This is a genomic window from Plantactinospora endophytica, from assembly GCF_016862915.1.
Taxonomy (GTDB): domain Bacteria; phylum Actinomycetota; class Actinomycetes; order Mycobacteriales; family Micromonosporaceae; genus Plantactinospora; species Plantactinospora endophytica.
Window position 1 is genome coordinate 335,732 of the sequence record NZ_BONW01000028.1, and the last position, 13,148, is coordinate 348,879.

Annotated in this window: 10 protein-coding genes; 9 read left to right on the forward strand and 1 reads right to left on the reverse strand. The window is 69.2% G+C overall.

All coding sequences use genetic code 11. The annotated features are described in order from the left end of the window. The first annotated feature begins 84 nt into the window (after positions 1-84). The 4 genes from Pen02_RS27405 to Pen02_RS27420 all read left to right on the forward strand — a co-directional run bounded on the left by Pen02_RS27405 (position 85) and on the right by Pen02_RS27420 (position 4,965). Complete coding sequence (locus tag Pen02_RS27405) at positions 85-1,407, forward strand: ABC transporter substrate-binding protein (RefSeq protein WP_239141397.1); 1,323 nt, start codon at positions 85-87, stop codon at positions 1,405-1,407. Further along, positions 1,404-2,312 (forward strand): carbohydrate ABC transporter permease, encoded by a 909-nt coding sequence (locus Pen02_RS27410; protein WP_203868988.1) that lies wholly within the window; start codon positions 1,404-1,406, stop codon positions 2,310-2,312. The genes Pen02_RS27405 and Pen02_RS27410 overlap by 4 nt, the downstream gene beginning before the upstream one ends. Beyond that, positions 2,309-3,133, forward strand: a complete 825-nt coding sequence (locus Pen02_RS27415; RefSeq protein ID WP_203868989.1) for a carbohydrate ABC transporter permease — start codon at positions 2,309-2,311, stop codon at positions 3,131-3,133. Before Pen02_RS27410 ends, Pen02_RS27415 begins: the two co-directional genes overlap by 4 nt. Before the next feature lie 449 nt (positions 3,134-3,582). Beyond that, entirely contained in the window at positions 3,583-4,965 is a 1,383-nt protein-coding gene (locus Pen02_RS27420) for an RICIN domain-containing protein (RefSeq protein WP_203868990.1), read from the forward strand. A gap of 83 nt (positions 4,966-5,048) precedes the next feature. On the opposite strand, the gene Pen02_RS27425 is transcribed toward Pen02_RS27420, so the two are convergent. Continuing rightward, entirely contained in the window at positions 5,049-5,795 is a 747-nt protein-coding gene (locus Pen02_RS27425) for a FadR/GntR family transcriptional regulator (protein WP_239141358.1), read from the reverse strand. 180 nt (positions 5,796-5,975) lie between these two features. On the opposite strand from Pen02_RS27425, the gene Pen02_RS27430 reads away from it, so the two are divergent. From Pen02_RS27430 to Pen02_RS27450, 5 genes are all read left to right on the forward strand, one after another. Then, the gene (locus tag Pen02_RS27430; RefSeq protein WP_203868992.1) at positions 5,976-7,241 is read left to right on the forward strand and encodes an ABC transporter substrate-binding protein; all 1,266 of its coding nucleotides are present in this window, start codon (positions 5,976-5,978) and stop codon (positions 7,239-7,241) included. 118 nt (positions 7,242-7,359) lie between these two features. Further along, entirely contained in the window at positions 7,360-8,220 is an 861-nt protein-coding gene (locus tag Pen02_RS27435; RefSeq protein WP_239141360.1) for a carbohydrate ABC transporter permease, read from the forward strand. Further along, entirely contained in the window at positions 8,220-9,047 is an 828-nt protein-coding gene (locus Pen02_RS27440; RefSeq protein WP_203868994.1) for a carbohydrate ABC transporter permease, read from the forward strand. Before Pen02_RS27435 ends, Pen02_RS27440 begins: the two co-directional genes overlap by 1 nt. Position 9,048: 1 nt before the next feature. After that, complete coding sequence (locus Pen02_RS27445) at positions 9,049-10,272, forward strand: mandelate racemase/muconate lactonizing enzyme family protein (RefSeq protein ID WP_203868995.1); 1,224 nt, start codon at positions 9,049-9,051, stop codon at positions 10,270-10,272. A 415-nt stretch (positions 10,273-10,687) separates the two neighbouring features. Then, positions 10,688-13,078, forward strand: a complete 2,391-nt coding sequence (locus Pen02_RS27450; protein WP_203868996.1) for an RICIN domain-containing protein — start codon at positions 10,688-10,690, stop codon at positions 13,076-13,078. The last annotated feature ends 70 nt before the right edge of the window (positions 13,079-13,148 follow it).

Sequence of the window (13,148 nt, forward strand, 5' to 3'; positions counted from 1 at the left end):
TGCGCGGGCACCGGCGGGTGCGGTACGAGCAGGGAGCCATAGATGTCCGGATATACAGCAAGACGGTTTTCGCGGCGTGGCATGATGCTGGTCGTGCCACTGACGGCTGCGGCGGTGGTGGCGACGGCGTGCAGCGCGCCCGGTGCGGACCAGCCGTCGTCGGGAGCCACAAGTGGTTCGGTCAGTACCCAACTCGGCAGCGAGCAGATCACCCTGGAGATGTACGCCGAGACCGGCTTCCCGCTGGCGAAGGCGCTCACGGAGGAGTTCACCAAGCAGTACCCGAACGTGCGGTTCAACGTCCGGGAGGACCAGTTCACCGTCATCGTGGAGAACGCGCCCCGGGTACTCGCCTCGGACAGCGCGCCGGACATCATCCGGCTGCCCACCATGGTCGACCTGGTCAAGGACGGGCTGCTGAAGAACCTCGACCCCTACTTCACGGCGTACGGGTGGGAGAAGTTCCCGGCGTCGCAGCTTGTGCAGTTGCGGGTGGCCGAGGGCGGTCGGCCGCGCGGCAGCGGCTCGCTGTACGGGATGGGTCTCGGCTACAGCGTCACCGGCGTCTTCTACAACAAGCAACTGGCCCAGAAGGTCGGCATGACCCAGCCGCCGGCCACGGTCGCCGAGTTCGAGGAACTGTTGGCGAAGGCGAAGGCCGCCCAGGTGCAGCCGATCATGCAGTTCAACAAGAACACGGCGGGGATCAACTTCCCGCACCAGGCGTTGCAGAACCAGTTCGGCGACCCGGCCCAGATCGCCGACTGGATCTTCCAGAAGCCGGGTGCCACGTTCGACACCCCGGCCGCGCTCAAGGCCACCCAGACGATCCAGCGGTGGGCCCAGGCCGGTTACTTCCCGAAGGACGCGAACGCGATCGACTACACCGCGATGAACGGCCAGTTCCAGCAGGGCGGCGGCCTGTTCATGTTCAACGGCGACTGGGAGTCGGCCAACCTGGACAAGGCCATGGCGGGCAACGTCGGCTTCTTCCTCTTCCCGGGTGAGGCGCCCGGCGCCAAGCACGTGGCGATGTCCGCCCCGAACACGTTCGGCGTCGGCGCCAAGGCCAAGCACCCGGACGCGGCGGCGTTCTTCCTCAACTGGGTGCACACCAACGACAAGGCCCGGGAGATCTGTGTGAAGGTGGGTGGCTCCAGCCCGGGCGGCCCGCCGGACCTGACCCTGCCGCCGGTCACCGAGGGCACGGTGCTGGCCGAGACGCTCAGGGCCGCCGCGCAACTGGGCGCGGAGAACGGCGCGGTCGACTTCACCGCCAACGCCACCGGTGCCATCTTCGCCTCTGCGATCACCCCGGAGATGCAGAAGCTCGTCGCCGGACAGCAGAACCCCGAGGGGTACGTGAAGGCGGTCCAGGCGGAGTACGAGAAGGAACTGTCCCGGTGATCCCACCCGCGGTGCGGGCCCGCCGAACCCGGTGGGCCCGCACGGCCCGGTGGAGCGGCTGGCTCTACGTGCTGCCAGCCCTGCTCTTCTACGCCGTGTTCGTGCTGCGCCCGCTCGCGCTGACCTTCCAGTACTCGCTCTACCACTGGAACGGCATCGGCGTGGCCCGCTGGGCCGGGTTGCAGAACTACGTCACGGTCTTCACCGACAGCGACCTGCTGAGGATCATCGGGAACGCGTTCGTCCTGATCGTCTTCTTCAGCTTCATTCCGGTGGGTCTCGGCCTGCTCGTCGCGACCGTGGTCCGACGGATCGCCGGCGGTCCGTTCGGCACCGTGGTGCGTACCGTGCTCTTCCTCCCGCAGGTCATCCCGCTCGTCGCGGCGGGCATCGCCTGGAGCTGGCTGCTCTCCTCCACGGGACTGGTCAACCAGGTGCTCCGGGGGGTCGGACTCGGCGGCCTGGCGCGGGCCTGGCTCGGCGAGTTCGACACCGCCCTTCCCGCCGTCGGCGTGATCGGCGCCTGGGTACTGCTCGGTCTCTGCACGATCCTGCTGGTCACCGGGATGAGCAAGATCGATCCCGCGCTGTACGAGGCGGCCCGCATCGACGGTGCCGGCCCGGTCCGGGAGTTCCTCGCCGTGACCCTGCCCGGCCTGCGCCAGGAGATCGGCGTGTGTCTCACGGTCACCGTCATCGCCGCGCTGGCCAGCTTCGACATCGTCTACATCTCCACCGGCGGCGGCCCCGGTCTACAGACCACCGTGCCCGGCCTGGAGATCTACCGCCTCGCGTTCGCCCAGCGCCAGGTCGGCCTCGCCTCCGCCCTCGGCGTGGTGCTGATGGCGCTGGTACTGCTCTGCGTCCTGCCGATCCAGCGACTCACCCGGGAGGACAGGGGATGAAGCTGAGCCGCCGCGAACAGCTCACCGGCCGGCTGTTCCTCGTCGCCCTCGTCCTGGTGACGCTGCTGCCGTTCGTCAGCATGCTCTCCGCCGCGCTCCAGCCCCGCGGCTCCGTCCCCGCCGGCCTGGCCTGGCCGTCGGATCCGCAGTGGGGCAACTTCGTCGACGCGTTCACCGTCGCCAACATGTCCGCGCTGCTCCGGTCCAGCCTGCTCATCGTCGCCGGCGTCGTACCCGTCTCGGTCCTCGTCGCCACCATGGCCGGCTTCGGGCTCGGCCACCTGCGGGTACCCGGTGGCCGGTTCGTCTTCCTGCTCTTCCTGCTCGGCCTCACCCTTCCGTTCGAGGCCGTGATCACGCCCATCTACTACCAGGTACGCGATCTCGGCCTGCTGAACACCCGGTGGGCGATCATCCTGCCGCTGATCGGCCTGTACATGCCGTTCGCCGTCTTCTGGATGCGCGCCCACTTCGTCAACGTGCCCCAGGAGATCGCCGATGCCGCCCGCGTCGACGGCAGCACCACCTGGCAGCTCTTCTGGCGGGTCCAGGTGCCGCTCGCCCGGCCGGCGATCGCGTCGCTGACGATTCTGCTGTTCCTCTGGACCTGGAACCAGTTCCTGCTCGCCATCGTGCTCGTCGACGATCCCGGCAAACGTACGATGGCCGGCGCGCTCGGTGCCTTCCAGGGCCAGTGGGGCACCGACCAGGTACTGCTCTGTGCCGGTTCGCTGCTCATCCTCACGCCGGTCCTGGTGGTGTTCCTCGTCTTCCAGCGCCACTTCATCAAGGCCCTGCTCCAGGGCTCCGTGAAGGGATAGCGCGCGGGCGCGGTCGGCCCGGACGACGCGCCGAGTCGCGGCGGCCGACCGGCACGGCGATCGGCCGCCGCTGTTGCCCCGACCCGGGCTCCGGGTCGGGGCCGGACGCTCGTTGGGGCTCCGCGCTGGGATTGGGCTCTACTATCTCAGCCGCCGCCGGCCGCCGGTACGACCAGCCATTGACATGAGTCGTTTGACGTATGACGATGTGAGCGCTAACTTTTCATCGCGGGTCAGCAGGCTGCCGGGAGCCCTGACGCGCCCGGCGCGACACGCGCGGCCTCGCCACGACCGTTCGGCCACGGCACCGCCGGCGCTCCGTCGCGGTGGGCACGTCGACGCCCGGACCAATCCACCGTGCCCTCGCCACCACCACCGGAGCGCGGCACACATCCCCGGGCGCACGCGTCCGTTCTGCCCGTGTGCGACCCCGATCGAAGGAGCGGATCATGAAGGCCACCGGTGAGGCTCGTCCCGCCTCAGCTCGGAGACGTCGCTGGCGGTCGGGGCTGGCCGTCGCGACGGCGTCGGTCGTCGCGGCCGGCACGCTCGTCGCGGTGAACGCCGCGCCCGCCTCGGCGGCCACTGTGGACACCGCCGCCTGGTACGTCCTGGTGAACCGGAACAGCGGCAAGGCGTTGGACCTGTACGCCTCGGCGACCAACGACGGCGCGCGGATCAGCCAGTGGACGCGGAACAACGGCGCGAACCAGCAGTGGCAGTTCGTGGACTCGGGGGGCGGCTACTACCGGCTGAAGTCCCGGCACTCCGGCAAGGTCCTCGACGTGCACAACTGGTCGACCGCCGACGGCGGTGCGATCGTGCAGTGGTCTGACCTCAACGCGACGAACCAGCAGTTCCGGCTGGCCGACTCCGACGGAGGGTACGTCCGGCTGGTCAGCCGGCACAGCGGAAAGGTCGTCGAGGTGCAGGGCGCCTCCTCGGCGGACGGCGGAAACATCGTGCAGTACGCCGACTGGAACGGCGCGAACCAGCAGTGGCAGCTCGCCCGCGTCGACGGCGGCAATCCGCCGACGGGGGGCAGCGGCTGCGGCAGGGCCCCGACGCTGTCGAGCGGCACGCACACGATCCAGAGCAACGGGAAGAGCCGTTCCTTCATCCTGCGGATGCCGGCCAACTACAACAACGGCAACCCGTACCGGTTGATTTTCGCTTTCCACTGGCGGGGCGGCACCATGCAGGAGATCTCCTCGGGCGGCACCAGTGGGGCGGCCTGGTCCTACTACGGCCAGCAGGAGCAGTCGAACAACTCGGCGATCCTGGTCGCGCCACAGGGGCTGGGCAACGGCTGGGGCAATTCCGGCGGCGAGGACGTGACCTTCGTCGACGACATGCTCCGACGGATCGAGAGCGACCTCTGCGTCAACCCGAGGCAGCGTTTCGCGCTCGGCTTCAGCTGGGGCGGCGGCATGAGCTACGCCCTCGCCTGCGCCCGGGCGAGCGTGTTCCGGGCCGTCGCGGTCATCGCCGGGGCACAGATCAGCGGGTGTAGCGGCGGTACCCAGCCGATCGCGTACTTCGGGCTGCACGGCATCTCGGACAACGTCCTGAACATCTCCCAGGGGCGGTCGCTGCGGGACACCTTCGTCCGGAACAACGGCTGCGCCGCCCAGAACCCACCGGAGCCGGCGGCGGGCAGTCGGACGCACGTCACCACCGCGTACTCGGGCTGCCGGTCCGGCTACCCGGTGCAGTGGGCGGCGTTCGACAACGGTCACATGCCCGGCCCGGTGGAGGGGAGCTACGCCGAGAGCGGCATCACCACCTGGACCAAGGGGGAGATCTGGCGGTTCTTCGCGCAGTTCTCGTGACAGGTGTCGGAGACCGGACGGGTGGGTTCGCGGCGAGCAGGGGTGCCGGCACCGCTGTGGCCGCGAGCCCGCCGGGCCGGCGATCAGCGTTGGAGTCGGCTGGGGCTGCCCGGTCCGCTGCGGCGGACGAGCCACGCCTCGGTGATGTGGGTGAACATCGCCTCGGCGGCGCCGTCCGGGTCGTGGGCGGCGATGCGCTCGTAGATGCGTCGGTGTCCACGGTTGGACGCCTCGCACAGGGAACGTTCGGTCCGGCCCATGTACCGGGCGGTGTTGACCACCTGGCTCTCCAGCGCGCGTACGACACCACGGGCGATGCGGTTGCCGGACGCCTGCATGATCGTGTCGTGGAAGGCGCGATCGTGCTCGTGGTAGGTGACGTGGTCGGCCACGACCTCGTCCATCCGCTGCACCAGAGCGTGCAACCGCTCGATGGTCTCCTGGTCGGCCAGCCGGGCGGCGACGTTCGCCATGTCGGACTCCAGCACCCGCCGGGTGACCACGAGGTCGTCGAGGATGGCGAGGCTGTCGTCCTCGGCGATGGTGGCCGCGAGCACGAGTTCGTCGAGCATGTCCCACGACGACGGCGGGGTGACCATGGTGCCGGCGCCCTGGCGGACCTGCACCAGCCCCTTCTCCTGAAGGATCTTGACCGCTTCCCGGACGACGGTCCGGCTCACCGAGAAGGTTTCGCAGAGCACCGGCTCGGGCGGCAGTGAGGTCCCGGACGGGTGCGTCCCCCGGACGATGCGCTCCACCAGCTCGGCGGTGACCGCCCGGGCGAGGTTGGCCGGTCGTCGTGTCCAGGCCGGGGACACTGGAGCATTCAAGGCGGCCTCCTGCGACGGCGTCGTTATCCCCTTCGGGTGGCCCACCGCGCCGGTAGCCCGGTGTCCGTGATCAGTGTACGACCGACCGTTGACGCTAGACATCATACGAGTTACGTTTCCGCGTAACGATGACACCTCACGGTCGGGCCACCGGCCACCCCACGTTCGAAGGTGACAGCGATGAAACAGCGAGCAATGTGGTCGGCGGTCCTCGTTGCGGGACTGGCGCTGGCGGGCTGCGGAAGTGCCACCGGGTCGGACTCGTCGCCGAGCGGGTCGGAGGGCAAGCTGGTGGTGTGGGACTGGAAGTCCGGCGAGGCTTCCGCCGCACCCTACCTGGAGAAGGCGAAGGCGGACTTCGCGAAGAAGCATCCGGACGTGACGGTCGAGTTCGTCGCGCAGCCCTTCGACCAGTACTACACGCTGCTCGGTGCGGCGATCCAGTCCGGCAAGGGCCCGGACGTCATGCTGTTCAACGGCGGCGGTCAGATCCGCGACCGGGTCGACGCGTTGGTGCCGCTGGACGAGTACGTGGCCGAGGACAGGCAGCGGTTGGCCGGCTGGGACGCGTTCACCAAGGAAGGCAAGGTCTACGCGAGCCCGGTGACCCTGCAGGGCCACCCCATCTACTACAACAAGGCGATCTACGAGAAGGCCGGGCTCGATCCGGCCGGCCCGGCCACGACGTGGAGCAAACTCCTCGCCGACTGCGCCGCGATCGCCAAGGTCGGCGCGAAGTGCTTCGCCCTCGGCAACAAGGAGGGTGCCGGCATCCAGTTCTGGCTCTCGGGCCTGGCATCGGGCGTGCTCACCGCCACGGAGTACGACGACTGGATCGCCGGCAGGCGGGACTGGACCTCGCCCAACGTCAAGCGGATCTTCCAGCTCTGGAAGGAGGCCGGCGACGCGGGCCTGAACAACGAGGGCGCGAACTCGACCGCGATGTTCAACGACTCCTTCGCGCTCTTCCAGTCCGGTAAGGCCGCCCACGTCATCGGGCTGATGTCGGACGTGGGGCACTGGAAGGACTTCGGCGAGTTCCTCACGCCGGACAAGCTCGGCGTGATGGACGCCCCGGTCGTCACCGCCGGCACCACCCCGAGCCTCCCGTACGACGGCGGGATCGGTTACGGGGTCGCCAGGTGGACGAAGGACCCGAAGGTGGCGGCCGACCTGGTGCGGGCGCTGACCTCGACCGACGCGTTGAAGGCCTTCTACGCCGACGCCGGCGCGATCGCCGCCGACACCACGGTCGACGTGTCGCAGGGCGGCCCGGCCGTCGCCGCGATCGTCTCCGAGATCAAGGGCGGGAAACCCGCCCTGCACGTGGCGCTCTCCTCGAAGACCCTGGACCTGATGGGTCGGCTCTCCCAACAGTTGCTCGGCGGCTCGATCACCGTCGACGAGGTGGTGAAGCAGTTGGCCGCTTCCGACCGAGCGGGCTGAGCCCGTGCCGATCGGAGAGGTACAGCCGTCGGTCCGTCCGGCCCGGGTCGGACGGACCGACGGGGCGGCCGGGGCCGCCACCCGCCGTGGCGTGGCCCGTTCCCGGCGCGGCCGTGGCATGCGGTCCGAGCGCCTCGCCCCCTACGTCCTGCTGGCGCCGGCCGTCCTGATCATCGTGCTGCTGCGGCTCTACCCGTTGCTGCTCGGCGTCAACTTCTCCTTCACCGGCGACGGCGAGCGGAACGGGGTGGCGGTCGGTCTCGACAACTACCTGGAACTCCTCCGGGACCCGCTGTTCCGCACGGCGCTGGGCAACGTGGGACTGCTGGTACTGCTGCTTCCGGTGGCGGTGGCGATCCCCGGGCTGCTGGCGACGTTCATCTACCTCCGGGTGCCCGGCCACCGGCTCTACCGCAGCGTCTACTTCTTCCCGGCGGTGCTCTCCCCGGTCATCGTCGGCGCGATCTTCAACCTCCTGCTCGCCTTCGACGGCCCGGTCAACGCCGTCCTCGGATCGGTCGGCGTCGGTGCCGTGGACTGGCTCGGGGACCCGGACGTCGCGATGTTCGTCGTGGTCGGCGTGCACGTCTGGGCGACCTTCGGGATGGGCCTGGTGGTGTTCCTCGCCGGTTTCGCCACCCTGGACTCCGCGCTCCTGGACGCGGCCCGGGTGGACGGGGCGTCGCTGCCCCAGGTCATCTGGCACGTGATCGTCCCGGGCCTGTCGCGCACCATCCAGTTCGTCTTCGTGACCACGATGATCGGAATGCTGACCTCGATGTTCGGTCTGCTCTACGTCATGACCAGCGGTGGTCCGGAGGGGTCGACGTACCTGCCGGAGTACTACATCTGGATCCAGCAGGGACAGATGAACCGGCCGGCCCTCGCGTCGGCCGCCTCGACGGTGCTCTTCGTGATCATGCTCGTCGTGGGGCTGCTCCAGATCAAGCTGCTCAAGCGGGCGGCGAGGGAGGTCTGATGTCCCGCATCCGTCCGGGCCGGTGGCTGGTCGCCATCCCGATGGCGCTGCTCGCGCTGGCGACGGTCTACCCCCTGCTGTTCACCGCCAACGTCGCGATGAAGACCCGGCGCGACTACATCCTCGACCGGTTCTCCCTGACCGACGCGCTGCGCTGGGAGAACATCAGCACCGCGTGGACCAGCGTCGGCATGGGCCGGTACTTCGTTAACTCCCTGCTCGTGGTGACCGTCTCGGTGGGTCTGCTGCTGCTGTTCGGGTCGATGGCCGGCTTCGCCCTGAGCCAACTGCGGTTCCGTGGTTCGACGGCGATCTTCCTGGGCTGCCTCGCGGGCCTGTTCGTCCCGTTCCAGGTGATCATGGTGCCGCTCGCGCGGATCATGGCGGACACCGGCCTCGTCGACACGTACCCCGGGCTGGTCCTCGTCTACGTGGCCCAGTTCCTGCCCTTCACCGTCTTCCTCATGACGAGCTACTACAGAACCATCCCGCCGGAGATCGTCGACGCGGCCAGGATCGACGGCAACAGCGTGTACGGCGTGTACCGCCGGATCATGCTGCCCCTGGGCATCCCTGCGCTGCTCTCGGTCGGCATCCTCAACGCCCTGTTCTGCTGGAACGACGTCCTCATGTCGCTGGTGATGATGCCCTCGGCCGAGCACCGGACGCTCATGGTCGGCGTCACCTCGTTGCGCGGGCAGTACTCCGACGACATCCCCACCTTCGCCTCCGGAGTGCTGATCGCCGCGATACCGGTGCTGGTGGTCTACCTGTTCCTCCAGCGCCAGATCGCCGACGGCGTCGCCGCCGGTGCCACGAAGGGCTGACATGCGGATCACCGGATATCGGACAGTCAGCACGGTCCAGGAATGGGGGCGGCCGGTCGGCGACGCCAACGGAGTCTTCTCCGACGGGGTGGTCCCGGTGTCGATCGTCATCGTCGAGACCGACGAGGGCATCTCGGGGGTCGGCCTCGGGCCGCACGTGGAGATCGAGAGGATCTTCGCCGCCATCGACGGCGAGGACCCCCGCGCCGTGACGACACTCTACGACCGCATGCTGCGGCACACCTTCAAGGCGGGCCATGCGGGCCCGGTGTTCGGCACCATCGGCGCGCTCGACACCGCCCTCTGGGACATCAAGGCACAGGCGGCCGGCGAGCCACTGTGGCGGCTGCTGGGCGGACGCGACCGACGGGTACCCGCGTACGCGTCCGGTCTGGACATCGGGTTGACCGACGACGAACTCGTCTCGGCGTACGAGGTCTACGCCCGCCACGGCCTGCGGGCCGCCAAGCTCAAGGGCGGGCTCGACATCGACCGCGACCGGCACCGCCTCTGCCTGGTCAGGGACGTGTTGACCGAGGCCGGGCACGGACGGCGGCCAGGGCTGATGCTCGACGTGAACGAGGTCTGGACCCGCAAACAGGCGGTCCGGCACGTCTGCGAACTCGAGCGCACCCTCGACCTCATCTGGATCGAGGAGCCCGTCCGGCGCTGGGACGCCGAGGGCCTTGCCGCCGTCGGCCGGGGAATCCGGGCGTCGGTGGCCACCGGGGAGAACCTCACCGGGCTCGAACAGTACCGTCCGCTGATCTCCGGCGGGGCGGTCGACATCGTGCAGATGGCCGCCGTCTGGGGAGTCACCCACTTCCTGCGGGCGTCCGCCCTGGCGCACGCCCATGACCTGCCGGTCAGCCCGATCGGCAACAGTCCGGTCGGGCTGCTGCACGCCGCCACCTCGGTGCCGAACCACCTGACCAGCGAGTTGCAGGAGCTGGTCCCGCCGGTCGGCATCTCCGTCGACCTGTACGTCGAGGACGGTGCCTACGTGCTCGGTGACTCGCCCGGCCTGGGCGTCCGGGTCGACGAAGAGCGGATCCGGGCGACCACCCGCCGTCCGGAGGCGCAGGTGTCCGAGGGTCCCCACGTCCGGCCGGAGCGGGCCGGACGGCGACTACTGGCCGGAGTCGACGGCGTCGTCTCCGCGCGGCGGCTGCCGAACGCGCCGCTGCACTCCCACAACGACGTTTGGCCCAGCACCCCGCACTGACCGCAGGGACGCCACCGGTTATCGGGGCGCGGTCTGCATCGCGTCGTTCACCGTCGAGAACGAGAGCATCGCCACCGCCGCGTCGATCTGGCGTCCGCTCGCCCCGGCACAGGATCGGCTCGCCCGGGATGGTCCGGACCATCTCCGGCGCATCCTCCGCTGACCCGGAGGGCTTTCGTTCCTGCGATGGCGATCGATGTCTTGCGGAGACGTAATTCGTATGATGAACTCTCCACAGTCGAGTTCACCGGTGCCGGGCTCAGCGGCGCCACGGATCGATGCCGGCGTGGTCCCCGGCCGCGCCTGCTGCCGGCGGCGACTCGTGCTCAGCGCCGACGACCGCGCAGCGTCCACCAGGCACCGCTGGACCATCGGCCACACCACACCACCCCCATCCCCGGTAAGGAGACCTCCCGTGTCCGTACCCTCAGAGCCCGCTGCCCGGCGGTGGGCGCTGGCCGGAGCCGCGGCGGCGGCCGTGACCACCGTGGCCGCCGCCGTTGTCACCGTTACGGCCGCTCCCGCACTCGCGGCCACCACCACCCTCTACGCCGCCCCCGCCGGCAGCGGCACCGCGTGCACCGCCGCCGCCCCGTGTTCCCTGACCGGTGCGCAGAGCGCGGTCCGATCCCGTACCGGCGGGATGTCCGGCGACATCGTCGTCCAACTCGCCGACGGGGTGTACCGGCTCACCTCGCCGCTGCGGTTGACGGCCGCCGATTCGGGAACGAACGGCTACCGGGTGAGCTGGCAGGCGGCGCCGTCCGCCCGGCCGGTGATCACTGGTGCGCGGGCGGTCACCGGCTGGTCCCTCGCCGACGCCGGGCGGAACATCTGGCGGGCCAACGTCGGCGCCGGCCTCGACAGCCGGCAGCTCTACGTCGGCGGCGCCATCGCCACCCGGGCCCGTACCCAGGTCAACCGGGCCGACTTCACCGCTGACAGCACCGGCATGAGGTTCACCAACAGCGCCCTGGGTTACCTGAACAATCTGGCGAACGAGAACCGGATCCAGATGGAGAGCGTGAACTCGTTCACCGACCGGTACGTCTCGGTGCAGAGCATCAACGGAAACCTGATCACGATGCAACAGCCCGGCTGGAGCAACAACAACTTCGGGTACGACACCTTCACCAGCCCGCACCGGGCGGGTCCGCTCTACCTCAGCAACGCCTACGAGTTCCTGGACGCGCCCGGAGAGTGGTATCTCGATCCGGCGACCGGCGCGCTCTCCTACATCCCGCTCAGCGGCCAGAACATGAGCAACGTCAGTGTCGAGCTGCCGACGCTCCAGTCCCTGGTCAGCCTCGGCGGAAGCTACGACGCGCCCGCGCACCACATGACGTTCAGCGGGATCACCTTCACCGGCACGAGCTGGCTCGGACCCAGCAGCAACCAGGGCTACGCGGACCAGCAGACCGGCGCCTACATCGCCGGCAACTGGAGCTGGCCCAGCTTCAGCTCCTGCCACAACGGTTGTCCGCAGTTCGAGGCCGCCCGACCGAACTGGCTCCAGTCGCCCGCCGCGGTGCAGATCTCCGCCGCCAACAACATCACCTTCACCGACTCGCAGTTCGTCAACCTGGGGCAGACGGCGATCGGCATCGGCAACGACGTCAGCGCCCACGGCAGCGGGGTCGGGCTCGGTGCCAGCAACATCACCATCACCAGGTCCGAGATCGCCCGCAACTCGGCCGGCGGCATCGTCGTCGGCGGCGTACGTGCGGACGCGCACCATCCCGGCGACCAGCGCATGGTCAACCGGGACATCACGATCAGCAACAACCGGCTGCACGACCTCGGTGTGGAGCACCGGGGCATCGTGTCGGTGCTGACCACCTACGTCACCAACGCCACCGTCTCGTACAACGAGGTGTACAACCTGCCGTACACCGGCATGTCGATGGGGTACGGGTGGGGCGCCAACGACGCCGGCGGAAGCAACCACTACGCCGACCGGGGCCTGTACAACTACCAGCCGCGCTACTCGACCCCGACCACGGCGTCGAACAACCGGCTCGTCGGCAACTACGTGCACGACGTGATGCAGCAGATGAACGACGGTGGGTGCATCTACACGCTGTCGGCGAACCAGGGCGGGTTGGTCAGCGACAACTACTGCCTGCGGACCAACGGCTACTTCGGGATCTACTTCGACGAGGGCTCACGGTACTGGACCGCCCGGAACAACGTCTTCTCGAACACCGGTACCTGGGCCACCGCCAACTACTGGTTCGCCGAGAACATGGGCAACTTCACCGTCACCAACAACTGGTCGACCAACGGCAGCACCAACGTCACCAACGGCGACCGGGGCAACGTCGTCTCCGGCAACGTCACGGTGACGGGCGGGAACTGGCCGTCCGGCGCCCAGGCCGTGATGGCGGCCGCCGGGCCGCAGACCGGCGGTGGGCAGCAGAACGTGCAGCTCGTCGGTGGTCAGTCCGGCCGCTGCCTCGAGATCGGCGGGTCGAGTACCACCAACGGCACCCAGGCGCAGCTCTGGGACTGCACCGGCGGGACGAACCAGCGGTGGACGTACACCACAGGCCGGCAACTGACCGTGTACGGCAACAAGTGCCTGGACGCCTCCGGTCAGGGGACGGCCAACGGCACCCTGGCGATCATCTGGGACTGCAACGGTCAGGCCAACCAGCAGTGGATCGTCAACGCGAACGGCACCATCACCGGGGTGCAGTCCGGCCTCTGCCTCGACGCGAGTGGCCAGGGCACCGCGAACGGCACGAAGGTGCACCTCTGGGCCTGCCACGGCGGCACGAACCAGCAGTGGAACCCGCGTAACTGACCGTACGGCAGGAGGTGGGGCCGGGCCCGGCGGCGCGGTCCCACTCCTCCCGACCACCCGGGGCGACGGC